Here is a 26,308-nt window from a genome sequence, read left to right as displayed (position 1 = left end):
TTGAACCAGTGATCCAAAACCAACTACTCAAAACGTTGAAAAGGCTGCCGCGATAAGCAACGTAAAGCACGGCGGCACGGCCTCAATCGTGCTGCCGAAGGAGGCAGTAATGGCAGATAGCAAATTCCTTACGCCGGAAGAGGTGGCTGAGCGTTATCGTGGCGGCGTTTCAGTCGGGACCCTGCGAAATTGGCGCGCGATGCGTCTGGGCCCTTCTTTCGTTAAGGTTGGCAAGGCCGTCCTATATCCGGTCGATGATCTTGATGCGTGGGACGAAAGGAATAGAGTGCAGTGCAGTGCATCCAAACGACTCATTGAGCGGCTGGGTGATCAGGCGTGATGATCACGAACGGGCACGGTCAACAGATCCCAATTACCGGCACCATTCGCAGTCGCATTTGGATTTATCCGTTCAAAATCAATACATTGCGCGTTTTGTCGGCGTGGTCCACAACCACCCTTCCGGCGATCCGACGCCGTCACGCGCCGATATCGAGATGACGAAAGAGATCATCGAAGCGGCCAAGCGGCTGGGTATCTCCGTGCACGACCACATCATCATCGGGCGAAAAGGCTATTCCAGCATGAAAGGCTTGCTGCTTATCTAGGCGGCGGGACTGGCGCCAGGCGACGGCAACGCCGGGATTTTTCCATCAACATAGTCGGCTCTAGAATTGCGACCCCAAATTAAGCTATGATGGGCCAGGTATTCCCCTGGACGGCTTAGCGCCTCTTGGAATGCCTGGAGGAACGGGACATGGCCGTAGCGCTTGTACTCGTTTTGATCGTCGTGGGCTCAGTGTTGTTTCACCTGCTGAGCCCATGGTGGTGGACGCCGATTGCCTCGAACTGGGCCTATATCGACAATACCATCATCATCACCTTCTGGATCACCGGCATCGTATTCGCCGCAGTGGTTCTATTCATGGCCTATTGCGTCTTCCGCTTCCGTCATCGGGAAGGGAACCGGGCTGCCTACGAACCTGAAAACAAGCGGCTCGAATCGTGGCTGACGATCGTCACCGCGGTCGGGGTCACGGCATTGCTGGTTCCCGGCCTGTTTGTCTGGAGCCGGTTTGTCAACGTCCCAAGCGACGCAACCGACGTCGAAGTCGTCGGCCAGCAGTGGCAGTGGAGTTTCCGTCTGCCCGGCAAGGACGGCAAGCTTGGCACATCCGACACCCGCGACGTGACCGCCGACAATCCGCTGGGCGTGATCGGCGGCGATCCCAATGGTCAGGACGATGTCGTGGTCGAAGCGGCCGATCTGCATCTGCCGGTCGGCAAGCCGGTCAAGATGCTGCTCCGCTCCATCGACGTGCTTCATGATTTCTATATCCCGGAATTCCGCGCCAAGATGGACATGATCCCGGGCTCCGTCACCTATTTCTGGTTCACTCCGACCAGGACCGGGACCTTTCAGGTCTTGTGCGCCGAACTCTGCGGCCAAGGGCATCCCTTGATGCATGGCGTGGTCGTGGTCGACACGCAGCAGGACTACGTGGCCTGGCTTGGCCAGCAGCAGACTTTTGCGCAGTTGTCGGCGCCGCAGCAAACCGGTTCGGTAGACCAGGCGCCGGGCAAGACGACGGGTTTGAAAATTGCAGCAAAGCTCGAAACGGCCGGAGCTCGCTGAGAAGGACCGGAGGTGTTCCTATGGTCGACATCACCCCTGCGGACGGCATCCCGCCCGCCGAAGTCGCGGAAGTGGAACTCTATCATCCGCGCAGCTGGTGGACGAAATACGTCTTCTCGCAGGACGCCAAGGTCATCGCGATCCAGTATTCCGCGACAGCGACGGGAATCGGTCTGGTGGCCCTGGTGCTGTCCTGGCTGATGCGGCTGCAGCTCGGCTTCCCCGGCACGTTCGACTTCATCACTCCGGAGGCCTACTACCAGTTCATCACCATGCACGGCATGATCATGGTGATCTACCTGCTCACCGCCCTCTTCCTCGGCGGCTTCGGCAACTACCTGATCCCGTTGATGGTCGGCGCCCGCGACATGGTCTTTCCCTATGTCAACATGCTGAGCTACTGGATCTACCTGCTCGCCGTGCTGGTTCTGGTGGCGGGCTTCTTTGCGCCCGGCGGACCGACGGGGGCCGGCTGGACGCTGTACCCGCCACAAGCCATTTTGAGCGGCACACCGGGTGGCCAGGGCTGGGGCATCATCCTGATGCTCTCCTCGCTGATCCTGTTCATCATCGGCTTCACGATGGGCGGCCTGAACTATGTGGTGACGGTGCTGCAGGGCCGCACGCGCGGGATGACGATGATGCGCCTGCCGCTGACCGTCTGGGGCATCTTCACCGCGACCGTCATGGCGCTGCTTGCCTTTCCAGCGCTGTTCGTCGCCAGCGTGATGATGCTGCTCGATCGCGTGCTCGGCACCAGCTTCTTCATGCCGGCGATCTCCGAGATGGGCGAGCAATTGCCGCACAATGGCGGCAGCCCGATCCTGTTCCAGCACCTGTTCTGGTTCTTTGGCCATCCCGAGGTCTATATCGTGGCGCTGCCGGCCTTCGGCATCGTATCCGACCTGATCAGCACCCACGCCCGCAAGAACATCTTCGGCTACCGGATGATGGTCTGGGCCATCGTCGGCATCGGCGCGCTGAGCTTCGTGGTCTGGGCACACCACATGTATGTCAGCGGAATGCACCCCTATTTCGGGTTCTTCTTCGCCACCACGACACTAATCATCGCCATTCCGACCGCCATCAAGGTCTACAATTGGGTGCTGACATTGTGGCGCGGTGACATCCACCTCACCATACCCATGCTGTTTGCCCTGGCCTTCATCGTCACCTTCGTCAACGGCGGGCTGACCGGGCTGTTTCTCGGCAATGTCGTCGTCGATGTCCCACTGTCCGACACGATGTTCGTCGTTGCCCACTTCCATATGGTCATGGGTGTCGCCCCGATCCTCGTGGTTTTTGGCGCGATCTACCATTGGTACCCGAAGGTCACCGGCCGGATGCTCAACGAGATGCTGGGCCGGTTCCATTTCTGGGTCACCTTCCTCGGCGCCTACCTGATCTTCTTTCCCATGCACTATCTCGGCCTGATGGGCGTGCCGCGGCGCTATGCCGAACTGACCGACATGACGGTCATGACGGAGTCGGCCCACCACCTGAACTCGTTCATCAGCATCATGGCGTTCATCGTCGGCTTTGCCCAAATGGTGTTCCTGTTCAATCTGATCTGGAGTATCCGCCATGGCCGCGAGGCCGGCGGCAATCCGTGGCGGGCCACGACCCTCGAATGGCAGACCCCGCAAACACCGCCGGCCCACGGCAATTTCGGCAAGGACCTGCCGATCGTCTACCGCTGGGCCTATGACTACAGCGTGCCGGGCGCCAAGGAGGACTTCATTCCGCAGAACATGCCGGGCTCCTTCGGCCCTTCGAGGGAACCGGCATGAGCGTCATACTGGTCTTCCTGCTCGTCATTGCCGGTTTTGCCGGATGGTGGCTTTCACACCAGAGGCTGATGGGCAAGCCATGGCTCGAGCAAGGCCTGGCCAGCGATTTTGTCGCCTTCGACAGGTCGGCGCTGCCCACCGCCAAGATCGGCCTCGGCGTCTTCCTCGCCGTTGTCGGCTGCCTGTTCGCGCTCTTCACCAGCGCCTATTTCATGCGGATGACGGTGTCGGACTGGCAGCCGCTGCCGCTGCCGCGGTTGCTCTGGTTCAACACCGGCGTGCTGATCCTGAGCAGCATAGCCCTGCAATGCGCCTCGGTGGCGGCGCGCAGGGGCCAAGTCGACATTGTCAGGCTCGGTCTTGTCACGGCCGGGCTCACGGCGCTCGCCTTCCTGATCGGACAGCTCATGGCATGGCGGCAACTGACCGACGACGGCTACCTCCTGAGCTCCAATCCGGCCAACAGCTTTTTCTACCTGATCACCGGCATGCATGGCCTGCACATATCGGGCGGGCTGGTGGGCCTCGGCAGAACCACCGCCGGCGCCTGGAATGGAGCGCGGCCGGAGCGGCTTCGCCTCAGCGTCGAACTGTGCGCCATGTACTGGCATTTCCTGCTCTTCATCTGGCTCGCCATCTTCGCGCTGCTGGCCGGCTGGGCCGCGACATTCGTCGACATTTGCCAACGATTGCTGACCTGAGAGGATCAAGCGGATGGCGGAGACACTGACACATATCGGCCAGACGGAGCCACGGCCCACGGGCTGGCAAGGCATTGCCGCCGACTGGTCCTCAGATCAGCGTGCGTTCAAGAACGTGTCCTGGGGCAAGGCCATGATGTGGATCTTCCTGCTCAGCGACACCTTTATCTTCGGCTGCTTCCTGCTCTCCTACATGACCGCGCGCATTTCGACGCGTGTGCCGTGGCCCAATCCGAGTGAGGTTTTTGCGCTTCGTATCGGTGGCTCGGATATCCCGCTGATCCTTATTGCCATCATGACGTTCGTGCTGATCTCAAGCAGCGGAACGATGGCCATGGCGGTCAATTTCGGCTATCGCCGCGACCGCCGCAAGACGGCGATCCTCATGCTTGTAACGGCGGCGCTCGGCGCGACCTTCGTCGGCATGCAGGCCTTCGAATGGACCAAGCTTATCACCGAAGGGGTGCGGCCCTGGGGCAATCCCTGGGGCGCCGCCCAATTCGGCTCATGCTTCTTCATGATCACCGGCTTCCACGGCACCCATGTGACGATCGGGGTGATCTTCCTGATCATCGTGGCCCGCAAGGTCTGGCGTGGAGACTACGACACCGGCCGGCGCGGCTTCTTCACCAGCCGCACGGGCCGCTACGAGAATGTCGAGATCATGGGGCTGTACTGGCACTTCGTCGATCTGGTCTGGGTGTTCATCTTCGCATTCTTCTATCTTTGGTGAGAGGCAGATATGGCTGAAGCAACCGCAAACGGCCTGGGGCAACACGCACTTCACACTGGTCATGCACATGAAGCGCCGGCGGCCATCGCACATACCGACTTGCATCAGGAACATCCGATCAAGCTCTACCTGGTGGTCTGGGCATGGCTGTTCATCCTCAGCACCTGCTCCTACCTGGTCGATTACTTCGGCCTTCACGGCTATCTCAGATGGTCGCTGATCCTGACCTTCATGATCCTCAAGGCAGGGCTGATCGTCGCTGTCTTCATGCACATGGCCTGGGAAAGGCTGGCGCTGGCCTATGCGATCATTCTGCCGCCGTTACTGGTGCTGGTGTTCGTGACCATGATGGTCTTCGAGGCCGACTACACGCTTTTCACCCGACTGTCGTTTTTCGGAGCCGGCCCCTGACGCGCACACCGGATTTGCCTCTGGCACTTCCGGTCAGGCCCCACGGATGTGGCGTGCGTGCAGCCTCCTTGCCGGCGCCTTGAAACAATCGGCCGCTGGTCCATTTTTCCTAGAAATGGACTCAGTTTAGCCGTGCTGATCTTCGGTTCGGAAAAGAACATGCTCAAACAAGGGAGGCCAAGATGACGATCGCAAACAAATTGAAGGACTTCATCGACGGCAAGGGAATTGCCTACGACACCGTCGCTCATCATCGCACGTCGACAAGCCGGCAGGCGGCAATAGCCGCGCATGTGCCCGGCAGCATCATGGCTAAATCCGTGGTCGTTCACCACGAGCTTGGCTATACGCTGGCCGTGGTTCCGAGCACCCACAGGATCGAACTTGGCAGGTTGCAAGACGTCATGGACAAGCGCCTTGGCCTCGCTTCCGAAGACGAGGTGATTTCGCTCTTCGATGATTGCGACACTGGCGCCATCCCGCCGATCGGCGCCGCCTACGATGTGCCGGTGATCGTCGATGAAAGCCTTGGCGACGCCCCCGACGTCTACTTCGAAGGCGGCGACCATCGGACGCTGGTGCATGTCAGCGGCAAGGATTTCCGCAATCTGACCATGGGCGCATACCAGGGCCGCTTCAGTCACCCGGCTGACTTCAATCCGCCCTGCACCGGCACCTCGCCGGTGCAGGGAGGCGGAACGTCCTCAACTCGCCGGCCCGGCGGGCGGCTCCACGACCTTGCGGTAGACATGCCAGGTGGCGTGACCGAGGATTGGCAACACGACGGCCAACCCGACGAACACCGGCAGCGATCCGATGATCAGGGCGATGGCGACAATCAGTCCCCAGACAGCCATGGTGATCGGGTTCGCCAGCACCGCACGCACCGAGGTGTGGATGGCTTCGTAGGCGCCGACGTCGCGATCGAGCAGCAAGGGGAAGGCGACAACCGTTGTGCACAAAACCACCACTGCGAAGACGAAGCCGATGGCATGCCCCAGGACAATCAGCGACCAGCCGCGTCCGGTGGCGAATATCTCATTGATGAAGCTGGATATCGATTCCGGCGGAGCCGGACCGAAGAGATATTCGTAGAAGAGTTTCGCCGTCAAAAGCCAGGTGATGAAGATTGCCAGAAGCATGATCCCGACCGCCGCGATGGCGGGCAGCGCCGGAGAATTCCTGACTTCGAGAGCGTGCCGCCAGGAGGTGTCGAGCCCGGCTTCCCGTCTGCGGCTGATTTCATAGAGGCCTATCGCCGCGAACGGGCCAACCAGCGCGAAACCCGAGACCAGTGGAAACAACAACGGCAAAGCATTGGCGCCCGAAGTCCAGGCGGCGAGCACGACGCCCACCAGCGGATAGATCAGGCAGAGAAAAACGATGTGCGACGGTTTGACCATGAAATCGTCGACGCCCCGCCTGAGCGCGTCGAAAAGGTCAGAAACACCGATTTTTCGAATTCCGATATGTTCCAGCGTCTCGCTGGAACCTGCAATCACGTGAAAGCTTGCCATGACCGTTCCTCCAGACCAGGTCCGGTAAGGTCGCGGTTTCGTGGTGCTGCCGTTCTGTGTGACTGGCCACGCAAAACCGCGACCTGCACCGCAAACAACATACTCTCTTGCCGGAGACTTGTCGCGCTTTGTCAGAGGGAGACCGCCGGTCTGGCTAGCTCCAGCGGGATTTTTTCGATATTCTGCTACAGCGCCGCGCGCCCTTTTTGGACACGCGAAGGGCGCCATACCACATTGATTGGCGGATGGTTCCTGCTGAAGATCGATTTCGATTTTCAGGACCATGCGCCGGGTCAAAGGTGAAGGTCATGGACGGAAGGACGCTTCTGATACTCGGCCTTGGCATAGTCGCTTTGCTGATCCTGGGATTTTGGGCAATACCATCTTGATCTCGGAGCCGATCCTGGTCTGCTCGCAGGGTCTTCAATGCAACAATTGCGGACTGGCGGTCTCGAGCCGGCGGGTGGCAACAACAGCGTCAACCTCCGGCTGACATGAACGCCCGCGTTGCGACGGTGTCTGCAAGCAGGATGGCAAAGATCGCGAAAAGATAGAAAATCGAGAAGGCAAACAACGCTTTCGCAGGCTTCGTCTCCTTGTCTGCAACGACCAGAACCGTCCAGGCGTGCCAGATGAAACCCGCGCCCAATGCAGCTGACGCAATCCCATAAAACGCGCTCGCGAATCCGAGCATCCAGGGCAGCACGCCGATCGGCGCCAGGAGCAGTGAATAGGCGAATATCTGTTTTCTGGTCGAGGCCTTGCCGGCCACGTTCGGCATCATCGGAATGCCGGCAGCCGCGTAGTCGCCGACCTTGAACAGCGCCAACGCCCAGAAATGCGGCGGCGTCCACAGGAAGATGATCAGAAACAGGATCAAGCTTTCAATGCCGATGGCGCCAGTCGCGGCCGCCCAGCCAATGACCGGAGGGAGGGCACCCGCCGCGCCGCCGATGACGATGTTCTGCGGCGTCGAGCGCTTCAGCCACATCGTATAGATGACGATGTAGAAGAAGATGGTGAAGGCCAGCAGCAGCGCGGCAAGCCACCCCACCAGCACGCCGAGCGTCATGACCGAAAGCGCCGAAAGCACCAGGCCGAAACCGAGAGCTTCGCCTGGCGTGACGCGGCCCGACGGAACGGGCCGCTTTGACGTGCGAGACATCAGCGCGTCGATGTCGGCGTCGTACCACATGTTGAGGGCCCCGGCCGCCCCTGCCCCGACTGCAATCGCACCGATTGCAATCACGGCAATGACAGGATTCATCGCGCCGGGCGCTACCATCAGGCCGACGAAGGCGGTGAATACGGCAAGCGCCATCACTCTCGGCTTCAGAAGCGCGAAGAAGTCGCCCGCTGTCGCATCCGAGAGGCGGATGGCGGTATCCTTGAGGCGGCCTTCCTGAGTCGACATTTCAGCCGGTGAAAGAGCAGGGTTACGGAGAGAATTGTTTCAGATAGGCAATGACGTTGGCCACGTCCGCATCGGCCTTGAGGCCGGGAAACGTCATCTTGGTCCCTTTGACCATGGCCTTGGGGTCATGAAGGTAGGTCGTCAATGTCGGTTCGTCCCATTTGACGCCGGATTTGCCGGCGGCGATCATCGCATCGGAATACTTGAAATCCGGATGCGTACCGGCGGTGCGGCCGATGACGCCGTGCAGCGATGGACCGATCTTGTTCTTGTCCTCGTCCGCGATGTGGCAAACCTTGCATTTGGTGAAGACCTTCTCACCAGCCGCAGCGTCCTGGGCCTGCGATGGATTGGCAATGAAGGTTGCGACAGAAGCGACGGCGAAAAACGCGATCAAGCGCATGGCATTTCCTCCTGATCGTCAAATGTCCAGAGACGATCTGCGCATGCCGGTACCATGCGCCTTGCACGGGAGAACAGACTATCCGCTTCTCCCCATATGGAATTGCGGCATCTGTATACCACAGAATCTGGCTGGCAGGTAGAAGAGGTCGACCGTACAAAGGTTTGATGCATGTCGCCCAAAATTGATCACGGTTTCGGAACAACGACATGCATGGAAGCAAAAGCCAAAAGCGCGTCAAAACGTTTCGACGCGACGCGCTTTAGGCAGGTCTGCGGTGGCTCAGGGCACTTCGGTCTGACAAGTCGCGGCAATCTGGCTGACCGCCTCGCCGAGGCCGGCCAGGTCGAAATCGGCCTGACCGCGCCCGGACAGCAGCCCGAAGCGCCACGACAGCAGCAGGCGGCTTGCCGGAACGAGGCGCTTTATGCCATCGGCGCCATCGCGCATGAGCAGCCTGGCGCGTGTGCCGACCGACCAGCTCTCGTCGAATTTGCTGCCCCTGTCGATCGTGACCGACATGGTGATTTTCCGGCTGGCGGAGACCGCGTCGTTCAACTGCAGCCATTCGGTCCAGGCCGGCTCGCCGTCCGCCCGGCAGGCAATGGTCAGCACCGGGCTGTAGCCTAGCGCGCCGCCCCCGGTGATCAGCTTGTTGGTGGCATAGACCGAGGCGGTGACGAGGCCGTCATTGCCGGTGTCGAAACGCCAATTGTCCGTGCCGGCCCCGGCAGCGCCGCAGGGCAAGGCCAGGAAAAGCACCGTGGCGGCAGCGCGCCTCAGTTCCACGAACACCCGCAACGACATCGCCAATTACCTCAGGTCTTCCAACCAAGATAATGATCAAGGCTTCGTACCGCCACCGGTGCCCGTCACGAGCAGATCCGATGTTGCAATTTCGCAACGAAAAAGGCCGCCCGGGGCGGCCTTTCGGAATTCGATGGAATGTCCGGTCTATTCGGCGTCCTTGGCCGCCTTTTTCTTCGGTGCGGCCTTCTTCTTCGGCTCTTCCGCGTCATCGGCTTTCTTGTCGTCAGCCTTCTTCGCGGCGGCCTTCTTGGCCGGCTTCGCCTTGGTCGCGGTTTCGGCCTCTTCGTCGTCGGCCATCAGCTCTTCCTTGCTGACCTTGACGTCGGTGACCGAGATCTGCTCGAGCAGGTGGTCGACAACCTTCTCCTCGAACATCGGCGCCCTGAGCGCGTTGAGCGCCTCGGGGTTGCTGCGATAGAACTCGAAAGCTTCCTGCTGCTGGTTGGCCGGGAAGCGACGAACCTGCTCGAACAGGCCGCGCTGCAGTTCCTCGTCCGAAACGGTGACGCCGGCCTTCTCGCCGATCTCGGCCAGCACCAGGCCAAGGCGCACGCGGCGCTCGGCAAGACGCATGTACTCGGCGCGCGCCTCTTCCTCGGTCGTCTCTTCGTCGGCGAAGGTGCGGCCGGCGGCTTCCAGGTCGCGGTTGACCTGTGTCCAGATGTTGTTGAATTCCGCCTCGACGAGCTTCGACGGCGCTTCGAACGAATAGGCCGCATCGAGCTGGTCGAGCAGCTGGCGCTTGACCTTCTGGCGCGTCATCGAGCCGAACTGGTTCTCGATCTGACCGCGCACGATGTCGCGCAGGCGCTCGAGCGATTCCAGGCCAAGATTCTTGGCGGTCTCGTCATTGATTTCCAGTTCGCCGGGCTTCGATACTTCCTTGACGGTGACGTCGAAGGTCGCTTCCTTGCCGGCCAGATGCGCCGCCTGGTAGTTTTCCGGGAAGGTTACGGTGACCTGCTTCTCGTCGCCGGCCTTGGTGCCGATCAGCTGTTCCTCGAAACCAGGAATGAACTCCTTGGAGCCCAGCACCAGCGGCTGGTCGTTGCCGGCGCCGCCAGCGAAAGCCTCGCCGTCGATCTTGCCGACATAGTCGATGCTGACCCGGTCGCCCTCGGCGGCCTTGCCGGCCTTCGGCTCGTAGCTGCGTGCCGATTCGGCGACGCGCTTGACCTGGTCGTCGATTTCCGAATCCGGAACGTCGAACACCTGCCGCGTCACCTTGATGTCGGAGAAATCCTTGATCTCTATCGCCGGAATGACCTCATAGTTGAGGCGGAATTCGAAGTCGGCGCCGCCGGCCAGGATCTTCTCGGCTTCCTTCTCGTCCTCGGTCATGATGACCTCGGGCTGCATGGCGGCTTTTTCGCCGCGCCCGGTGATGATGGAACGGGTCGAGTCGTTGAGGATCTCGTTGACCACTTCGGCCATGAACGACTTGCCATAAACCTTGCGCAGGTGCTGCACCGGCACCTTGCCCGGACGAAAGCCGTTGATGCGGACCTTGTTGCGGGCATCCGACAGCCGCGCCATCAGCTTGGCTTCCATATCACCGGCCGGCACGGTGATCTTGATCTCGCGCTTGAGACCGGAATTGAGTGTTTCGGTGACCTGCATCGTAAAACCTTTGTTTTCACCAATGAGACTGCCAAACGGCTCCCTGCCGTTCACAGCCTGCCGGTAATTCTTGCCGGGAATGGCTTTTGGTACGGAACCTGGCGATTTGACCGGAAATGCGGCTCAAACTCTCCCAAACTGCGTTCCAAAATGTGAATAAGTTCTTGTTTTTCCTACTTCTTATCACATCTTGTAGAAGCGGATCGTCGCGTCCCGTCACATTTGACACGCCTTTTGTCACAGGCGAGCCTAATTTTCAACAGTCTTCGCGTTTAGGCGAATAACCACATTTCGGCCCTGACCCGACATCTTGTCTGTGACATTGACAGAATGATGGCTACATGGGATTGCCGGGCCACGCGGGTATGGCGGAACTGGTAGACGCACCAGATTTAGGTTCTGGCGAGAGATCGTGGGGGTTCGAGTCCCTCTACCCGCACCACCCTTCGCTCTTCGAGCTTCGGGTGGCAGGCCACACGAAGCTCGTTAGACGAAGGAGTGTCCTCCGAAGCCTTGGCGAATGAGGACCGGCATTATCGTGCCTCCCACGACCTAGTAAAGCGGCTCCTCGAACAGCGTCTTGTCGCCATCCACCAGCGCCTTGATCTGCGCCGTGCCATCGGCGGCGAGCGCCAGCTTGATGCCGAATGGCCGAACCCGCATGTCGTTCTGGATCGCCATACCCTCGCCTTCGGGCAGATAGAAGCGTTCGATGCCGTAATCCGGCGCGATCGTCATGCCTTCGCCACGCAGGTCCCACCCCGCGGCGACATGGCCCGAAATGTCGGCCTCCTCTGCGCCGACCGGCGTCGGCGCCCTGCCGAACCAGGCGATGGTCGGTGTCCAGTAACCATCGGCCCCCTTTTTCAGCCGGACCACGATTGAGGTATCGTCGCTGGAGAATTTGCCCTCGGGAATGTTGGCGATCATCTTCACCGGTATGCGCGAGATGTCGTAGCCGAGGATGATATAGTCGCCGCGCAGCAGATCGCGCGGGTCGACGGGCTCGATCTTCAGCAGCACTTCCTTGCCATTGCGCAGGATCGCCGCGCGTCCAGCGATGATCCAGCTCAGGAACCCGATCTGGACGAGCGCCAGCACCAGCGCCGAAATGACAAGCCTCTTTCCGGTCATCATGCCGTGGCTCCCCCGCTGAGTGGACCCTTCATGCGTTTTTCGACGCGGATGATGACGATCGCAAGCACGCCGAGCAGTACCGCGGCGGCAAGGAAGAAGCCGGCCGTATCGAGCATCGACTGCAAGGTCACGACATAGATGATAGCGAGTTCGAAGGCGAAGCCGAGATAGGCAAGCCAGCGCAGGCCCCGGCTCTCGCGCCCTGCGAGGACGATAGCCGCGACGATGCCGGCCAGCGCGACGACCGAAGCGATGGCGAAGCCGCTGCTATAGGTACTTTCGTCGGCCAGTTCGAACTGGATGATGGCCAGGCCGGTGAGGAAGCCGAGCAATGCGTGCAGCGGCAAGCGGCCGCCAAGCTGCACGATCCTGTCGATAGGTTCCGGCGCAACGACCGAACCCGCGAAAAGCAGCGCCGAAACGATGACCAGCGGGATCGCTACCGGCAGCGTCGCATGGTCCGTCGCCAACAATATGAGATAGAAGAGCAGCGACAGGATGATCAGGTGCCGCGCCGGCTGGCTGCGGGTCCAGAACGAGATGGCAAACAGCACGACCGCCATGACGACGAAGGCATGCGGAAAGTTGCTGCGGTTGTAGTAGTCGAACCCTTTCAGGAACAGCCAGGCGTCGGCGATGCCAACTGCTGCCACGGTCAGCGGGTTTGAGCGCAGCGCCACCGCCGCCAACGCCGTGCCGGCGCCCCAGGTGACCAGCGCCGAAGCCTCGTCGCCGGACAAATGGTACATCTGGCCGATCAGCGCGATCGAGCCGCCGAACGCGGCCGCCGCCACGATCCAAAGCGCTTCGCCGATTGCCGCGTGGTCTCGCGTCTTCAGCACCGCGCCGCCGACATAGCCGCCGAGGATAATGGCAAAGAGCGCCGCCACCCGCGCCAGCCGCGGAATCGCATCCCAGTTGGCGGCGACGAAGATCAGGATAGCCGCTCCAAAGAGAAGGGCCGCCATCATTGCGAGGATCGAGCCGAAGCTGAGCGACTGGCGTGCGTTGGCCTCGACATCGCGCCTCAGCACGTCAGCCGTCGAGGCATCGATCAGTCCGGCCTGCCGCCACCGCTCGATGTCGGCCCTGATCCGTGTCGAGTACCCCGCCATGTCCTCTCTCCCACCCGGTCGTCATTTCAACCGATGCACCCAAACCGTTGACGTCACGGCACTTTCTGATTCTGGCTTCTTTGTGTCAGGTCCGTGAAGGCGCGTTAATGTTGCATTGCACAATTTGCATTGCAGCCATGCAGCCATAGCGCTTTTAAATCGATATGGGTCCCCCTATTTATGGTTCGTACACAAACGGAATGATCCGCAAGAAAGACGAAACGAGAACTACCATGAACTTGATCCGCAACTACCGCAACTGGCGCCGCTACCGGGACACCGTTTCCGAGCTGAGCCGCCTGAGCAACCGTGAACTGACCGACCTCGGCATCAGCCGCAGCGACATTCCTTACGTCGCTCGCAAGGCGGTCTAATTCTTCGGACCGCGAATGGTCCGACCAGTTTTGAAAAAGAGAACGACAATGAACCTGATCCGCAACTATCGTAACTGGCGCGTTTATCGCGAGACGGTTACCGAGCTGGGTCGCCTTTCGAACCGCCAGCTGCATGATCTCGGTATCGTTCGCGACGAAATCAAGATCGTCGCCCGCAAGGCGATCTAAACGACGGAATTTCGTCCGGGTCGACCTCCTCCCCGACCTCGACGAATACGGTGAGCCCTTACCTCCTCCCAAGGGTTGACCACCAAAACGGCGCCCGCCGCACCTCCTCCCGCGGCGGGCGTTGTTTCCAGGGGCAAAACGACTTTGCCCAAGAGGCTCCGCCCTCTTTAAAAATGCGAAAAGAATTTCGTCAAAGCCGACCTCCTCCCCGGCGATGACGAATAGGCCCAACCTTCACCTCCTCCCGAGGGTTGGCCACCCAAACGGCGCCCGCCGCACCTCCTCCCGCGGAGGGCGTTGTTTCCCCAGGGCAAAAATCAAATTGCCCCAGAGGCTTCGCCCTCTTTAAAATGGCGAAAGGAATTTCGTCTGAGCCGACCTCCTCCCCGGCGATGACGAATACGGTCGGCCTTCACCTCCTCCCGAGGGTCGACCCTCAAAACGACACCCGCCGGACCTCCTCCCCCGGCGGGTGTTGTTGTTTTCAGGCGGAGGCTTTCCCGACCAGAGTTCGCGTTACCGCCGCGCGACAATTGCAATCGCGACGGCAAGCGATTATTCCGGCGGCCATGAGCAAAAATCCAATCCATATCATCGGCGGCGGCCTCGCCGGTTCCGAAGCGGCGTGGCAGGTGGCGCAAGCTGGCGTTCCTGTCATCCTGCATGAAATGCGCCCGGTTCGCGGCACAGACGCCCACAAGACCGATGGCCTGGCCGAACTGGTCTGTTCCAACTCCTTTCGCTCCGACGACGCCGAAAACAACGCGGTCGGCCTTCTGCACGCGGAAATGCGGCTCGCAGGCTCGCTGATCATGAGTGCCGGCGACGCCAACCAGGTGCCGGCCGGCGGCGCGCTGGCCGTGGACCGCGACGGTTTCTCCGAGGCGGTGACCAGAAAGCTCGAGGCGCATCCGCTGATCACCATTGAGCGCGAGGAGGTTCCCGGCCTGCCGCCGGCGGAGTGGGACCAGGCGATCATTGCCACCGGGCCGCTGACCGCACCATCGCTTGCCCAATCAATCGCCGAGGCGACCGGCGCCGATGCGCTGGCATTCTTCGACGCCATTGCGCCGATCATCCATTTCGACACCATCGACATGGACATCTGCTGGTTCCAGTCGCGCTACGACAAGGTCGGGCCTGGCGGCACCGGCAAGGACTACATCAACTGTCCGATGGACAAGGAGCAATATCTCGCCTTCGTGCAGGCGCTGATCGACGGCCAGAAAACCGAATTCAAGCAGTGGGAAGGCACGCCCTATTTCGACGGCTGCCTGCCGATCGAGATCATGGCCGAGCGCGGCGTCGAGACGCTGCGCTACGGGCCGATGAAGCCGATGGGCCTGACCAATGCGCACAATCCGACGGTGAAAGCCTATGCCGTCGTCCAGCTACGCCAGGACAATGCGCTGGGCACGCTCTACAACATGGTCGGTTTCCAGACCAAATTGAAGCACGCCGAGCAGGTGCGTATTTTCCGCACTATTCCGGGCCTGGAAAACGCCGACTTCGCCCGCCTCGGCGGCCTGCACCGCAACACCTACATCAATTCTCCGACCTTGCTCGACGCCTCGCTGCAGCTGAAGTCGCGACCCGGCCTGCGTTTTGCCGGCCAGATCACCGGCTGCGAAGGCTATGTCGAAAGTGCGGCCATCGGCCTGCTTGCCGGGCGCTTTGCCGCAGCCGAGCGGCTTGGCCACGCACCGTCCCTGCCGCCGCTCACCACCGCCTTCGGCGCGCTGCTCAACCACATCACCGGTGGCCATATCGTTTCCGACGACGAACCGGGCAAACGCTCCTTCCAGCCGATGAACGTCAATTTCGGCCTGTTCCCGCCCGTCGAAGCGCCGAAAATCGAAGGCAAGCGCATGCGCGGCAAGGACAAGACCGTAGCCAAACGGCATGCGATCACGTCGCGAGCGCGGAGTGATTGTCGACAGTGGCTGGGTTTGCCGGCGGAGACGGCTCAGGCGGCGGAGTAGCGGACCGCGCGATCAGTCCCCAGGCGATATTATTCCGCGGCCTCGACACCTGACGAAGGCAGTCCCGGCTTGCCCGCCTCCCCCGGATTTCTCCGCACATACGCCGCCTTCAGCGTTTCCGACGTGTCGCGCGAACCGTCATGGCTCCATCCCGGCGGCTTGATCAGGTAGTTCAGGCGCTCGCGCGGCGTCAGATCCGGTGCGAACGCGTCCCTGAACATGCCGATCCATTCGTGGAACGCCACCTTCAGGGGGTTGAAGGTTCCCAGGTTCTTCACGATGCCGTAGCGCGGCCGGTCTTCCTCCAATTCCTCGACGAAGGTGCAGAACATGCGGTCCCAGATGACCAGCGTGCCGGCATAGTTGGCGTCGAGATAACGCGGGTTGGTGGCATGGTGGACGCGGTGGTGCGAGGGCGTATTGAAGATGAATTCGAACCAGCCCCACATCTTGCCGATCGTCTCGGTGTGGATCCAGAACTGCCAGACGAGGTTGAAGCCGAAGGTGAAGGCAATCACCGCCGGATGGAAGCCGAGCAGCACCAGCGGCGCCTGCAGCACGAACATGAAGGTGAACAGGCCGGTCCAGCTTTGCCTGAGCGCCGTCGACAAATTGTAGTGCTGGCTGGAATGGTGATTGACATGCTCGGCCCACACCCAGCGCACCCGATGCGCGATGCGGTGGTAGACATAGTAGCGCAAATCGTCGAGCAGGAAGGCGGCAAGGAAGACCCAGACCGACAGGCCGAGATTGGAGACGCGGAACTGCCACAGCCACAGCAAGGCCCAATAGGACACGACGCCCAGCAGCAGACCGGCAACGACATTGCCGGTGCCCATCATCAGGCTGGTCAGCGTATCGCGCGTCTCGAACGAGCCCTTGGCGCGACCTGTGCGCACCAGCCATAGCTCGATCAGGATCGCGGCGACGAAAAACGGAATGGCCAGCTGGGTGACCTGCGGAAAATCGTAACTGTCCATCACGCGGCCTCCCTGGCCGAGCTCGTGTCACGCGGCCCAAGAGCGTTCAGCAACGCCTGCGCGTCAGCGGCATCGGCGAAGCGGAAGCGGCCGCCCTTCCAGGTGAAGTCCGTTAGCCGCATCAGAATTGTGTTCGTCTCGTCAGGCTTGGACACCGCGACATCCGCGGCGGTGACGATACGCGTCAAGAAACAGTCGCCGATGCCGTGAACGATACCGACGCGGCCTCGCCCGATATCCAGAAACGCCGTCCGCCCATCCGCCGTCAGACGGACTGCCGTGGCTGCCTAATCAGGAAAATCCTCGGCGAAACGGCGCAGAGTTTGATCTCTGCTGTCCAGAGTGGCCATCTTGCTGCCGCCGGTGAAATGCACGGCGGCAACCGACAGCGCAATGCCTAGCACGACGATCGCAACCAGAACGGACAAGCTCATGGATTTCCTCCCGGCCGTCCTGTCGTCTTCGGCGACAGTTCCCGGCAGGGGGACTCCTTAACACGGTTGACGTTTACGTCAAAGTGCCGGCCAACCGTTGCCTGCACGACGCAGCAGCAACCAATGCCGGCGCAACGCCGACAGTCGTGCCACGCCGCCGAGCGGTGAGTGGGGCGAGCCTTCCATCTTGGCGAGATAAGCGCGCGACAGCGCCAGCGGCAGGAATGCCGGACGCAGCGACCCCGGCAGCGTGGCAGCGCCTTGCTCGAAGGCCGAAAGGTGTTCTCGCGCCAGCGCGATCATCGCCGCCACCGCGCGCTGGGCACCGGGGCCGCCATCGCCGGCAACAAATTCTTCCGGCGACGAACCCGCCGCCGCCAGGATGTCGGCCGGGATAAAACACTGTCCACGCCTGCGGTGCAGCGGCAACAGAAGCAAGAGCCCTGTAATCGCCTGGGCGCAACCAGCCCTGCCCGCCGGTTCGGCAAACCCTGGCGCCTCGGCGGGATCAAGCACCATCGCCGCCAGTTGGATCAGCGCGGCAGCTGTCTCGCCGCAATAGCCCTCCAGATCGGTGCGCGATGGCATCGGGTCGTCGTAGAGATCGAAGATGCGCGCCTCGAGCATATTCTCGAAGGCCGGTTTCGGCAGCTTGAACGCTGTAATGGTGACGTTCAATGCGTCGGCAACGGGATGGCCCGCGCCCGCCTCGCCACCGGCAGCAATGACATCGCGCCACCATTGCAGCCGCACCTCGCCGGGTAACGGCTCATGGATGCGGTCACGGATGCCGGCGATCTCGGCATTGAAGGCGTAGAGCGAAAACAGCGCGTCGCGCTTGTCGGCAGGCGCGTAGAGCGCGGTGAGATACCTGTCATGGTCGGCGGCGCGCACCGCGTCCATGACGATTTTGGCATTCTGCAACATATCAATCGACGGCGATGAGCGCCGCGGCCACAGCGCGGTCTTCCGCCAGAAGGACATTGTATGTCCGCACCGCGGCCCCGGTCGACATCGGGTCGGACGTTATGCCGGCCTCTTTCAGAGCCGCCCGCAGCGCCGCCGGCAAGGGCCGCAAATCCCTGCCCATGCCGACCAGCAGTATCTCGACCTTGTCCGCCTCGGCCAGAAGCTTGTCGAAATCCGCGACGGTCAGCGCCAGGGGATTTGCCGGCTCCCAGCCATGGATGCCCGTGGGCAGGCAGAGCAGCGAGCCACGATGCGACATGTCGGCAAAGCGAAACCCGCCATTGCCATAGGCCTCGATCGGCGCGCGACCAGGGAAATGCGCCTCGCGGATGACGATGCCTTTGCCGGTCATCACTCTGTCACCCTTCGGGCCGCGCGTCAGGTCGCGACGGCCTTGCCGCCGTTCACCGGCTTTTCCTCATCGGCCGAAGCCTGCGGCCGCAGCTTGAACAGGATCAGCAACGGCGCCGCGATGAAGATCGACGAATAAGTGCCGAAGACCACGCCGAACAGCATCGCCATGGTGAACGAGCGGATGACCTCGCCGCCAAACAGCACCAGTGCCAGCAACGCAAGGATCGTCGTTACCGAGGTGAGCGTGGTTCTCGACAGCGTTTCGTTGATGGCGTTGTTCAGAAGCTGCGGCAGCGGCATTCGCTTGTATTTTCGCAGATCCTCGCGGACGCGGTCATAGACGACGATCGTGTCGTTCAGCGAATAGCCGATGATGGTCAGGATCGCCGCCAGTGACGACTGGTTGAACTCGAGACCGGTGATGACGAAGAAGCCGAGCGTCATGACCACGTCGTGCACCGTCGCGACGATGGCGCCGACCGCGAACTGCCATTCAAAACGGAACCAGACATAGACAAGGATGCCGACCAGCGCGACCAGCATGGCGAGGGTGCCTTGCTTGGCAAGCTCGCCCGATACGGTCGGTCCGACGACCTCGACGCGGCGGAAGTCATAATTGTCCTGCAACTCGCCGCGCACCTTGTCGATGACGGTCTGCTCGGCATTCTCGCCCGCATCCTGCGAGCCAACGCGGATCAGCACGTCGTTGGGGGCGCCGAACTGCTGCACCTGCACTTCGCCGATGTTGAGTTCCGTCAGCCTGGTGCGGATATCGCCGAGATTGGCATCGCCGCTCTTGGACTGCACCTCGATCAGCGAGCCGCCCTTGAAATCGATGCCGTAGTTGATGTCGACGGTCATGAACAGCACAACCGACAGGACCGACAGGATGCTCGACAGGGCGAAGGTCCAGCGACGGATGCCCATGAACGGAATTTTGGTGCCGGGCGGAATGAAGGTCACCGGCGCCTTCGGCAATTCCTTCGGACGGGCGCGGCGCAGCCAGATCGACACCAGCAGGCGCGTGAAGGTGAAAGCGGTGAACACCGTGGTCAGGATGCCGATGGCGAAGGTGATGGCAAAGCCTTTGATCGGCCCGCTGCCAAGATAGAACAGCACCACAGTGGCGATCAGCGACGTGACGTTGGAGTCGACGATCGTCGCCAGCGCCTTGGTGAAGCCTGTGTCAATCGCCTGGATCACCGATCGCCCATTGCGCCGCTCCTCACGGATACGTTCGTAGATCAGCACGTTGGAATCGACCGCCATGCCGATGGTCAGCACGATACCGGCGATACCAGGCAAGGTCAGCGTCGCCCCGAGCAGCGACAGCAGCGCGACGATCATCGCCACGTGCACCGCCAGCGCGATGTTGGCGAGGAAGCCGAGGAAGCCGTAGGCGACGAACATGAAGGCGACGACGAGAATCGAACCGATGATGCCGGCAATCTTGCCGGCATGGATCGAATCCTGGCCAAGGCCTGGACCCACCGTACGCTCCTCGATGACCGTCAATGTCGCTGGCAGCGCGCCGGCGCGCAGCAGCACGGCGAGGTCGTTGGCGCTCTGGGCAGTGAAATTACCGGAGATCTGGCCGGTGCCGCCAAGGATCGGCTCACGTATCTGCGGCGCCGAGATCACCTGGTTGTCGAGGATGATGGCGAACAGCTTGCCGACATTCTGCGCGGTGGCCTGGCCGAAGCGGGCAGCGCCCTTAGAATCGAAGCGGAACGAAACCACCGGCTCGTTGTTCTGCGAATTATACGTCGCCTGTGCGTCGACGAGGTTTTCACCCGATACGATGACGCGGTTCTCGATCAGGTATGGAACCGGCGGATCGTCCTGCGAATAGAGCACCGAAGAACCCGCCGGCGGGCGTCCCCTGAGCGCATCCTGCACCGGCATCGACTGGTCGACCATCTGGAAGGTCAGCTTCGCGGTCTGGCCGAGGATTTCCTTCAGCCGCTGCGGATCCTGCAGGCCAGGCACCTGGACAAGGATGCGGTCGTCGCCCTGCCGCTGCACGATGGGTTCGGTCGTGCCGAGTTCATTGACGCGGCGCTCGACCACTTCGATCGACTGCGCCAATGCGGTCGATGTGCGGTACTTGATACCGGCGTCGGTGACGGTGAACTTGAGCAAGCCCGGCTCGGAATCGTCGAGCGACATTTCCTGGATGGAACCGCCTGTGAACAAGCCGGCAGCGACAGGATCGGTCAAGGTCTTCAACGCCTTCTTGGCGGCATCGAGCTGGGCAGGATCGGTGATGCGGACCTGCAGGGTCTTGCCGGTACCGGCAAGACCCGTATAGCCGATCTTGGCATCACGCAGCAGTGTGCGAATTTCATCGCGCGTCGTCTCGAGGCGATCCTTGATCAGATCGTTCTGGTTCATCTCCAGCAGGATGTGCGAACCGCCCTGTAGATCGAGGCCGAGCGTCATCTGCCGCTTCGGCACCCAGCTGGGGAGCTGGGCCAGCGTGCTGGCGGGGAACAGATTCGGCGCGGCGAGGACCACTGTGGCGGCCACGGCCAGCCAGATCAGGATCATCTTGAAGCGCGAGAAATAAAGCATATGGCGTCGTCCGTCAGAGCGTGTCCGCGGATCGCTCCGCCTGGAATTTGGTTATTTCTTGGCGTTCTGGTTGGCGACCGGTTCGCCCTTGACGCGCACATCGGCGATCGTCGAGCGCAGCGCCGTCACCTTGGTGCCGCCGCCAAGGTCGATCTCGAGTTCGTTGTCGTCGATCACCTTCGTCACCTTGCCGACGAAACCGCCGCCGGTGACGACCGTGTCGCCGCGGCGAACCGCCGCCAGCATCTCGCCGCGCTTCTTCAGCTGCGTGCGCTGCGGGCGGATGATCAGAAAATACATGATCACGAAAATCAGGACAAACGGCAAAATGCTGATGAACATATCGGGAGAGGCGCCGCCGATGCCTTGGGCGTATGCCGGTGTCACGAACATCGAGGTACTCCTGAATTTTGAAAACAGCCGCCAAACCGTCTCATGGAATTTGGCCGCCCCTAGAAATTTGGCCGGAATATAGTCGGTAAAGTTGTCAATGCAACTGCGCGACCGGGCAAATCCGCCGCTTTTCCGGCCTGTTTAGCCGTGTTAGAGCAGGATCGCGAAAAGCGCGAGCCGGTTTTCGGAAAAGATCACGTTCGAACAAATGGTTGCAACCAGTTTCGAAACCGCCGGAATCGAACCGGGTCCGCCTGCCACCGCAAAAACCAAAGCAAAAAGACCTGATATGACCGATACCAGCATCGATGCCTTGAACCAGAAACTCGACCGCCTGATCGAAGCGGTAGGCCGCCTCGCTCCGGCGCCGGTGCCTGAAACCAACCTCAACGTGGCCGACTGCTTCGTCTGGCAGGCCGATCCCGGCTATCTGGAGCCGGTGCGCAAGGTCAATCGCGTCGACATCGGCCTGATCCGCGGCGTCGACCGCGTCCGCGACATCCTCGTCGACAACACCGAGCGCTTCGCGGCCGGCTTCGCCGCCAACAACGTCCTGTTGTGGGGCGCGCGCGGCATGGGCAAATCGTCGCTGGTCAAGGCCGTGCATGCCGAGATCAATGCCAAGGCCAAATCACAAGGGCCCAGGTCCGACCTGCCGCTCAAGCTGATCGAAATCCACCGCGAGGACATCGACACGCTGCCGAAGCTGATGAGCTTGCTGAAGGCGCTCCCTTTCCGCGTCATCCTGTTTTGCGACGACCTCTCCTTCGATCATGATGACACGTCCTACAAGTCGCTGAAGGCGGCGCTTGAAGGTGGCGTCGAGGGCCGGCCCGCCAACGTCATCTTCTACGCCACGTCGAACCGCCGCCACCTGTTGCCGCGCGACATGATCGACAATGAACGCTCGACCGCCATCAACCCGTCCGAAGCGGTCGAGGAGAAGGTCTCGCTGTCCGACCGTTTTGGCCTGTGGCTCGGCTTCCACAAATGCTCGCAGGACGAATATCTCGACATGGTCAACGGCTATGCCAGCCACCATGGCCTCGACATCGATCCCGAGCAGCTGCGCGCCGAGGCGCTGGAATGGGCAACGACGCGCGGCAGCCGCTCCGGCCGTGTCGCCTGGCAGTTCACGCAGGATTTGGCCGGCCGGCTTGGCAAACCGTTGAAGGATTGATCCGTTTGCTCGCTTCGCGGGTGCAACGTCATCCAGGCGGTTGAGCCCGTCGCAGATCGCCCGGTGTTTGGCCGATCTCGCGGCGCATCCAGTGCGCCAGGTGTGACTGGTGCGCGAAGCCGGTCAATTCCGCCACTTCGCTTGTGCTGAGATCGCCTCGCAGCAGCAGAACGCGTGCGCGTTCGACGCGACGTCGCAACACGTAGCGGTGCAGTGTGACGCCCGTCGCCACCTTGAACCATGTCCGCAAATGCGAGCTGCTCGCGCCGGCAACTCGGCTTAGTCGATGGGTCGAAAGCGGCTCGTGGAGAGCCGCCTCGATGTACTCCAGCACGCGTTTCAGCTGGGTATCCGACAAACGGTTCGTTCGACCGATATCAGGTTCACCGAGCCCAAGCAGCCTCACCGCCAGTGCGGCGCCGATGCTGTCGGCAAACAAGGGGTCACTCGGCGAGTTCGACTTCAATTCGCTCTCGAGCGCCCGGGCGAGATGTTCGATGCGCTGGTCACGAAGCAGATGACGCGTGTCGAACCGCGCTGCTTGTGCCTTGCCGCCAAGTTCCGCCGCCACCCTTTCCATCAGCGCCGGCTGCAACGCAATCTCTATCGTGTCGAACGAGGTTTCGGCCTCGAAGCCGCCCTCCTGGCCGGCCGGCACCAGGTCGATATCACCGGCGCGCCTGACGAAATATCGTCCGACCTGATTGCAGTAGGAGCGCGTCGCCGCGCTGGCATGGACCATGATGCGATGATGTGGCGCCCGGGCAGACGATGGATGCCAGCTTCGACATGCCGGGAGGCCATTGTTACGTCGGACGGGGCTTGGGCCGAAGCGTATTGCGAACGCATGCTCTCTCGATTCATGGCAAAACCTGTTCAAGATTTGGCAATTCCCGCGCGATTTTCAATGCCGTGGACCTGTACTCACGCCTCTCCACCAAACTTGGAAGAGAGGCTATGCCATGAGTTTCTATGTTGTTGTCGGAGCCGGCCCGGTCGGTCGCGAAACCGCTCGCCTTCTTGGCGAGGACGGACATGATGTCGTTCTCACCAGCCGAAGCGTCGGTTCGAGCGGATTGCGGAATGTGCGGACCGTACAGGCCGACGCCACCGATGCCTCGGACCTCGCGCGTGTCTGCCAAGGCGCCGTTGCCATCTTCATGTGCGCCATGGCCACCTATCACAGGTGGCCCACCGACTTCTTCCCCATCATCGACGGTACCGTGCGCGCGGCCGAAACGGTTGGTGCGAAGCTCATCGTACTTGGAAACCTGTATGGCTATGGGGAGAATGCCGACAGCCCGCTTCGCTCCGACCTTTCCCTGGACCCGACGTCGAAGAAAGGAACCGCCAGGACGATCATGTGGCAGCGGGCGGTTCGGGCCGATGTACCGGCGATCGAAGTGCGGTCGAGCGACTATCTCGGACATGGCGCCATCAGCTACTTCTCGCTGGTTGCGCTGCCCTCCATCATCGAGGGGAAACCCACCGCTTTCATTGGAAACCTCGATGCGACGCATGCCTGGGCCTTCACCAAGGACGTCGCCAGGACGCTTGTCGCGGCCTCCCGCTACACGGGCGAATGGGGGCGCGCGTTTCACGTTCCCTCGCAATACGCCTCACCCAGGGAGCTCATCCAGAAAACCGCTGCGATGCTTCGACGAGAGATTTCAGAAACGCGTTCCTATTCCATCGCCGAGATGGAGGCATTGGGCATGCATGAGCTGATCGAGATGAGTTATCTTTTTGAGAACCCTTATTGGTGGATTCTTCCGACGCGGAGGTCCTTCTCGGCGTCAAGGCCAGCAGCCTCGAGGTCATGATCGCCGACACCCTGCGCGATCACCTTTGAGCCTTGAGCAACAGGCATCCGACAAAACTGAAAAAGCCCGCTCCTTTCGGGGCGGGCCTGAGCCGGCGGGCTGGACTGGAGGTCAGGCGGCCCGCAAATCGCTTTTTTTATTCTATTCGAGATAACCTGACGGGTCGACCGGAGCCGAGTTCTTGCGCACTTCGAAGTGCAGCTTCGGCGAGTCCGTCGTGCCGCTCATGCCCGACAGCGCGATTTCCTGGCCGCGCTTGACCTTCTGGCCACGCTGCACCTCGATCGAGCTGGCGTGGCCATAGACGGTGACCAGACCATTCTCGTGGCGCACCAGCACAGTGTTGCCGAATTCCTTGAGCCCGTCGCCGGCATAGATGACGACGCCGTTCTCGGCCGCCTTGACCGGCGTGCCTGACGGCACGGCGATGTCGACGCCGTCCTTGCCGGATCCGAAACCGGAAATCACCCGGCCGCGAACCGGCCAGCGCATCTTGCCGATCCCCGTGCCACCCGGCGCCACCGCGTCGTCGTCCTCGGCCTGCTGGATGACCTTGGCGTCCTTCTTCGGCGGCGTGTAGGAAGCCAGCGTTTCCGACGGCGTGGCCTTTGCGGCGGGCTGCGTGGTGGCCGTAGTCACCGGATCGATCTTGGCCGGCTTTGCGCTGGCTACTGTCGCTGTTCCGCCGGCCGGCACCTTCAGGGTCTGGCCAATCTTTAACAAGCCATCCTTCATGCCATTGGCCTGCTTCAGCGCGACGACGCCGACACCGGTCTTCCTGGCAATCGAGGACATCGTGTCGCCCGACTGGACCGTGTAGGTACCGGCGGCGCCGGTTGCCTTGGCCACCAGTGCAGGCTTGGGCTCCTTGGGCTGGCTCGCCGCGGCCGACGCGTCGACCTGAGCGGCGGACTTGCCTTCCTTCAGTTTCGGCTGCTGCGGCAGCACGGCCACCTTGTCCGGCGCGGAGGCCGGGAGATCGTGCTTGCCGTCCTTCACCGGCTTTGCGTCGGCAACCTTCGGCTCGCCCTTGCTTGAATAGGCATAGGCCGGGATGACGATCTTCTGACCGGACTTCAACCCCTTGGTCGGGCTCAGGCCATTCACCTTCATGATGACATCGGCCGGCACCTTGTAATGCGCAGCCAGGCCGGAAATGGTCTCGCCGTCCCTGACTACGATTTCGGTGGCGTGCGGCGTGCCTGCCTGGGCCGTCTTCGGCTCGTTGGGCTGGGCATTCTTGAAAGGCTTCGCGGCCGGCGCGACGGTGCCGGTCGTCGTCCGGTCGACGTGAGGAGCGGGCCGAACCAGGGCCGGCGCCGATGCGACACGCACCGGATTGGCGGCAGGTGCGAGCGCGGGAGCCGGCTGCGCCTGCGCGGAAGCCGGCGGCGGCAATGGCCGGCTCGAAACCGGTTCGAGACTGGAGCGGCTCACCGACTGCGTGTGGGTGCCGTCGAGCGGAGCGGCCGAGACATCGCCCGGATAAGGCTGCGCCGCATCCTGCTTATTGATGATGGCGCGCTGGTTGTTCGTCGAGGAGGTGAAGACGTCATCGACACTGTTGAACCGCGAAGCCTGGGAACTGCACCCGGCCGCCGCGCCCGCAATCATCAGAACAGCGCAGCCCCGCGCCAGATTGCGACTATTTGCCTTCAAAACACTGAGTTGCATCGCACTAACCCGCACAAAACGCTGCACCAACTGGACAGGATTAAAGCGCGTTAATGTTACTGGGCGGTTAACCCATTAGAATCCGACGAAAATTT

25 protein-coding genes, 1 tRNA gene and 4 pseudogenes are annotated in these 26,308 nt (G+C 61.5%); 14 read left to right on the top strand and 16 right to left on the bottom strand.

Annotation, left to right across the window (positions count from 1 at the left end; translation table 11 throughout):
- Positions 1-109: 109 nt before the first annotated feature.
- The 8 genes and pseudogenes from EJ077_RS13200 to EJ077_RS13165 form a co-directional block, all read left to right on the top strand.
- Positions 110-340, top strand: coding sequence for a helix-turn-helix domain-containing protein (locus tag EJ077_RS13200; protein WP_135928480.1), 231 nt, complete (start codon positions 110-112; stop codon positions 338-340).
- A gap of 103 nt (positions 341-443) precedes the next feature.
- Positions 444-608 (top strand): annotated as a pseudogene (locus EJ077_RS13195) (JAB domain-containing protein); the annotation flags it as partial.
- Positions 609-757: 149 nt separating this feature from the next.
- Positions 758-1,636 (top strand): cytochrome c oxidase subunit II, encoded by an 879-nt coding sequence (locus EJ077_RS13190; protein WP_208702550.1) that lies wholly within the window; start codon positions 758-760, stop codon positions 1,634-1,636.
- 20 nt (positions 1,637-1,656) lie between these two features.
- Positions 1,657-3,426, top strand: coding sequence for a cytochrome c oxidase subunit I (gene ctaD / locus EJ077_RS13185; RefSeq protein ID WP_208702548.1), 1,770 nt, complete (start codon positions 1,657-1,659; stop codon positions 3,424-3,426).
- Positions 3,423-4,127, top strand: a complete 705-nt coding sequence (locus tag EJ077_RS13180; protein ID WP_208702546.1) for a cytochrome c oxidase subunit 3 — start codon at positions 3,423-3,425, stop codon at positions 4,125-4,127. The genes ctaD and EJ077_RS13180 overlap by 4 nt, the downstream gene beginning before the upstream one ends.
- 13 nt (positions 4,128-4,140) lie before the next feature.
- Positions 4,141-4,860, top strand: coding sequence for a heme-copper oxidase subunit III family protein (locus EJ077_RS13175; RefSeq protein WP_127872646.1), 720 nt, complete (start codon positions 4,141-4,143; stop codon positions 4,858-4,860).
- Between the two features lie 9 nt (positions 4,861-4,869).
- On the top strand, positions 4,870-5,271 hold the full coding sequence (locus tag EJ077_RS13170) for a cytochrome C oxidase subunit IV family protein (protein WP_245458725.1): 402 nt from the start codon (positions 4,870-4,872) through the stop codon (positions 5,269-5,271).
- Positions 5,272-5,453: 182 nt separating this feature from the next.
- Positions 5,454-5,921: pseudogene (locus EJ077_RS13165) on the top strand (aminoacyl-tRNA deacylase); the annotation flags it as partial.
- Positions 5,922-5,975: 54 nt separating this feature from the next.
- On the opposite strand, the gene EJ077_RS13160 reads toward EJ077_RS13165, so the two are convergent.
- From EJ077_RS13160 to tig, 5 genes are all read right to left on the bottom strand, one after another.
- Complete coding sequence (locus tag EJ077_RS13160; protein ID WP_208702984.1) at positions 5,976-6,788, bottom strand: DUF2189 domain-containing protein; 813 nt, start codon at positions 6,786-6,788, stop codon at positions 5,976-5,978.
- Between the two features lie 478 nt (positions 6,789-7,266).
- Positions 7,267-8,202, bottom strand: a complete 936-nt coding sequence (locus EJ077_RS13155) for a heme o synthase (protein ID WP_208702544.1) — start codon at positions 8,200-8,202, stop codon at positions 7,267-7,269.
- A 22-nt stretch (positions 8,203-8,224) separates the two neighbouring features.
- A complete protein-coding gene (locus EJ077_RS13150) occupies positions 8,225-8,605 on the bottom strand; it encodes a c-type cytochrome (RefSeq protein WP_208702542.1) in 381 nt (126 codons plus the stop codon).
- Between the two features lie 282 nt (positions 8,606-8,887).
- The gene (locus EJ077_RS13145) at positions 8,888-9,406 is read right to left on the bottom strand and encodes a hypothetical protein (RefSeq protein WP_208702983.1); all 519 of its coding nucleotides are present in this window, start codon (positions 9,404-9,406) and stop codon (positions 8,888-8,890) included.
- A gap of 153 nt (positions 9,407-9,559) precedes the next feature.
- A complete protein-coding gene (tig, locus tag EJ077_RS13140) occupies positions 9,560-11,035 on the bottom strand; it encodes a trigger factor (protein ID WP_208702540.1) in 1,476 nt (491 codons plus the stop codon).
- Between the two features lie 359 nt (positions 11,036-11,394).
- Between tig and EJ077_RS13135 the strand changes: the two genes are divergently transcribed.
- Positions 11,395-11,477, top strand: a tRNA-Leu gene (locus tag EJ077_RS13135).
- Positions 11,478-11,587: 110 nt separating this feature from the next.
- Here the strand turns inward: EJ077_RS13135 and EJ077_RS13130 are convergent.
- Both EJ077_RS13130 and EJ077_RS13125 read right to left on the bottom strand, forming a co-directional pair.
- The gene (locus EJ077_RS13130; protein WP_208702538.1) at positions 11,588-12,172 is read right to left on the bottom strand and encodes a GDYXXLXY domain-containing protein; all 585 of its coding nucleotides are present in this window, start codon (positions 12,170-12,172) and stop codon (positions 11,588-11,590) included.
- The gene (locus tag EJ077_RS13125; RefSeq protein ID WP_208702536.1) at positions 12,169-13,287 is read right to left on the bottom strand and encodes a DUF2157 domain-containing protein; all 1,119 of its coding nucleotides are present in this window, start codon (positions 13,285-13,287) and stop codon (positions 12,169-12,171) included. Before EJ077_RS13125 ends, EJ077_RS13130 begins: the two co-directional genes overlap by 4 nt.
- A 233-nt stretch (positions 13,288-13,520) precedes the next feature.
- On the opposite strand from EJ077_RS13125, the gene EJ077_RS13120 reads away from it, so the two are divergent.
- The 3 genes from EJ077_RS13120 (at position 13,521) to trmFO (ending at position 15,832) form a co-directional block, all read left to right on the top strand.
- The gene (locus EJ077_RS13120) at positions 13,521-13,661 is read left to right on the top strand and encodes a DUF1127 domain-containing protein (protein ID WP_013531315.1); all 141 of its coding nucleotides are present in this window, start codon (positions 13,521-13,523) and stop codon (positions 13,659-13,661) included.
- A 48-nt stretch (positions 13,662-13,709) separates the two neighbouring features.
- Positions 13,710-13,850 (top strand): DUF1127 domain-containing protein, encoded by a 141-nt coding sequence (locus EJ077_RS13115; protein WP_135904405.1) that lies wholly within the window; start codon positions 13,710-13,712, stop codon positions 13,848-13,850.
- A 569-nt stretch (positions 13,851-14,419) separates the two neighbouring features.
- The gene (gene trmFO, locus EJ077_RS13110; RefSeq protein WP_208702534.1) at positions 14,420-15,832 is read left to right on the top strand and encodes a methylenetetrahydrofolate--tRNA-(uracil(54)-C(5))-methyltransferase (FADH(2)-oxidizing) TrmFO; all 1,413 of its coding nucleotides are present in this window, start codon (positions 14,420-14,422) and stop codon (positions 15,830-15,832) included.
- A 29-nt stretch (positions 15,833-15,861) separates the two neighbouring features.
- On the opposite strand, the gene EJ077_RS13105 is transcribed toward trmFO, so the two are convergent.
- From EJ077_RS13105 to yajC, 7 genes are all read right to left on the bottom strand, one after another.
- On the bottom strand, positions 15,862-16,812 hold the full coding sequence (locus EJ077_RS13105; protein WP_208702532.1) for a sterol desaturase family protein: 951 nt from the start codon (positions 16,810-16,812) through the stop codon (positions 15,862-15,864).
- The gene (locus tag EJ077_RS32785) at positions 16,812-17,000 is read right to left on the bottom strand and encodes a hypothetical protein (protein WP_367142338.1); all 189 of its coding nucleotides are present in this window, start codon (positions 16,998-17,000) and stop codon (positions 16,812-16,814) included. The genes EJ077_RS13105 and EJ077_RS32785 overlap by 1 nt, the downstream gene beginning before the upstream one ends.
- A gap of 99 nt (positions 17,001-17,099) precedes the next feature.
- Positions 17,100-17,246: a hypothetical protein gene (locus EJ077_RS32780; RefSeq protein WP_367142337.1), complete on the bottom strand. Its 147-nt coding sequence runs from the start codon at positions 17,244-17,246 to the stop codon at positions 17,100-17,102.
- A 78-nt stretch (positions 17,247-17,324) separates the two neighbouring features.
- On the bottom strand, positions 17,325-18,173 hold the full coding sequence (locus EJ077_RS13095) for a phytoene/squalene synthase family protein (protein ID WP_208702530.1): 849 nt from the start codon (positions 18,171-18,173) through the stop codon (positions 17,325-17,327).
- Between the two features lies 1 nt (position 18,174).
- Positions 18,175-18,567, bottom strand: a complete 393-nt coding sequence (locus tag EJ077_RS13090) for an Mth938-like domain-containing protein (protein WP_127872650.1) — start codon at positions 18,565-18,567, stop codon at positions 18,175-18,177.
- Between the two features lie 26 nt (positions 18,568-18,593).
- Positions 18,594-21,143, bottom strand: a complete 2,550-nt coding sequence (gene secDF, locus EJ077_RS13085; RefSeq protein ID WP_208702528.1) for a protein translocase subunit SecDF — start codon at positions 21,141-21,143, stop codon at positions 18,594-18,596.
- Between the two features lie 51 nt (positions 21,144-21,194).
- Positions 21,195-21,536: a preprotein translocase subunit YajC gene (gene yajC, locus EJ077_RS13080; protein WP_010909882.1), complete on the bottom strand. Its 342-nt coding sequence runs from the start codon at positions 21,534-21,536 to the stop codon at positions 21,195-21,197.
- Between the two features lie 289 nt (positions 21,537-21,825).
- Here yajC and EJ077_RS13075 point away from each other — a divergent pair, with 289 nt between their 5' ends.
- The gene (locus EJ077_RS13075; RefSeq protein WP_208702526.1) at positions 21,826-22,716 is read left to right on the top strand and encodes an ATP-binding protein; all 891 of its coding nucleotides are present in this window, start codon (positions 21,826-21,828) and stop codon (positions 22,714-22,716) included.
- Between the two features lie 28 nt (positions 22,717-22,744).
- Here EJ077_RS13075 and EJ077_RS13070 read toward each other — a convergent pair.
- Positions 22,745-23,565, bottom strand: a pseudogene (locus tag EJ077_RS13070) (helix-turn-helix domain-containing protein).
- 113 nt (positions 23,566-23,678) lie between these two features.
- On the opposite strand from EJ077_RS13070, the pseudogene EJ077_RS13065 reads away from it, so the two are divergent.
- Positions 23,679-24,568 (top strand): annotated as a pseudogene (locus tag EJ077_RS13065) (NAD-dependent epimerase/dehydratase family protein).
- Positions 24,569-24,680: 112 nt separating this feature from the next.
- Here EJ077_RS13065 and EJ077_RS13060 read toward each other — a convergent pair.
- Positions 24,681-26,213: a peptidoglycan DD-metalloendopeptidase family protein gene (locus EJ077_RS13060; RefSeq protein ID WP_208702524.1), complete on the bottom strand. Its 1,533-nt coding sequence runs from the start codon at positions 26,211-26,213 to the stop codon at positions 24,681-24,683.
- Between the last annotated feature and the right edge of the window lie 95 nt (positions 26,214-26,308).

It is taken from the genome of Mesorhizobium sp. M8A.F.Ca.ET.057.01.1.1, assembly GCF_003952565.1.
Classification (GTDB): domain Bacteria; phylum Pseudomonadota; class Alphaproteobacteria; order Rhizobiales; family Rhizobiaceae; genus Mesorhizobium.
This window is presented reverse-complemented; position numbering and strand designations above follow the sequence as displayed.

Bases quoted from the DNA above. Each gene is read 5' to 3' on its own strand.
- EJ077_RS13200 (WP_135928480.1), top strand. From the start codon at position 110: ATGGCAGATAGCAAATTCCTTACGCCGGAAGAGGTGGCTGAGCGTTAT.
- EJ077_RS13190 (WP_208702550.1), top strand. From the start codon at position 758: ATGGCCGTAGCGCTTGTACTCGTTTTGATCGTCGTGGGCTCAGTGTTG.
- ctaD (WP_208702548.1), top strand. From the start codon at position 1,657: ATGGTCGACATCACCCCTGCGGACGGCATCCCGCCCGCCGAAGTCGCG.
- EJ077_RS13180 (WP_208702546.1), top strand. From the start codon at position 3,423: ATGAGCGTCATACTGGTCTTCCTGCTCGTCATTGCCGGTTTTGCCGGA.
- EJ077_RS13175 (WP_127872646.1), top strand. From the start codon at position 4,141: ATGGCGGAGACACTGACACATATCGGCCAGACGGAGCCACGGCCCACG.
- EJ077_RS13170 (WP_245458725.1), top strand. From the start codon at position 4,870: ATGGCTGAAGCAACCGCAAACGGCCTGGGGCAACACGCACTTCACACT.
- EJ077_RS13160 (WP_208702984.1), bottom strand. From the start codon at position 6,788: ATGGCAAGCTTTCACGTGATTGCAGGTTCCAGCGAGACGCTGGAACAT.
- EJ077_RS13155 (WP_208702544.1), bottom strand. From the start codon at position 8,202: ATGTCGACTCAGGAAGGCCGCCTCAAGGATACCGCCATCCGCCTCTCG.
- EJ077_RS13150 (WP_208702542.1), bottom strand. From the start codon at position 8,605: ATGCGCTTGATCGCGTTTTTCGCCGTCGCTTCTGTCGCAACCTTCATT.
- tig (WP_208702540.1), bottom strand. From the start codon at position 11,035: ATGCAGGTCACCGAAACACTCAATTCCGGTCTCAAGCGCGAGATCAAG.
- EJ077_RS13130 (WP_208702538.1), bottom strand. From the start codon at position 12,172: ATGATGACCGGAAAGAGGCTTGTCATTTCGGCGCTGGTGCTGGCGCTC.
- EJ077_RS13125 (WP_208702536.1), bottom strand. From the start codon at position 13,287: ATGGCGGGGTACTCGACACGGATCAGGGCCGACATCGAGCGGTGGCGG.
- EJ077_RS13120 (WP_013531315.1), top strand. From the start codon at position 13,521: ATGAACTTGATCCGCAACTACCGCAACTGGCGCCGCTACCGGGACACC.
- EJ077_RS13115 (WP_135904405.1), top strand. From the start codon at position 13,710: ATGAACCTGATCCGCAACTATCGTAACTGGCGCGTTTATCGCGAGACG.
- trmFO (WP_208702534.1), top strand. From the start codon at position 14,420: ATGAGCAAAAATCCAATCCATATCATCGGCGGCGGCCTCGCCGGTTCC.
- EJ077_RS13105 (WP_208702532.1), bottom strand. From the start codon at position 16,812: ATGGACAGTTACGATTTTCCGCAGGTCACCCAGCTGGCCATTCCGTTT.
- EJ077_RS32780 (WP_367142337.1), bottom strand. From the start codon at position 17,246: ATGAGCTTGTCCGTTCTGGTTGCGATCGTCGTGCTAGGCATTGCGCTG.
- EJ077_RS13095 (WP_208702530.1), bottom strand. From the start codon at position 18,173: ATGTTGCAGAATGCCAAAATCGTCATGGACGCGGTGCGCGCCGCCGAC.
- EJ077_RS13090 (WP_127872650.1), bottom strand. From the start codon at position 18,567: ATGACCGGCAAAGGCATCGTCATCCGCGAGGCGCATTTCCCTGGTCGC.
- secDF (WP_208702528.1), bottom strand. From the start codon at position 21,143: ATGCTTTATTTCTCGCGCTTCAAGATGATCCTGATCTGGCTGGCCGTG.
- yajC (WP_010909882.1), bottom strand. From the start codon at position 21,536: ATGTTCGTGACACCGGCATACGCCCAAGGCATCGGCGGCGCCTCTCCC.
- EJ077_RS13075 (WP_208702526.1), top strand. From the start codon at position 21,826: ATGACCGATACCAGCATCGATGCCTTGAACCAGAAACTCGACCGCCTG.
- EJ077_RS13060 (WP_208702524.1), bottom strand. From the start codon at position 26,213: ATGCAACTCAGTGTTTTGAAGGCAAATAGTCGCAATCTGGCGCGGGGC.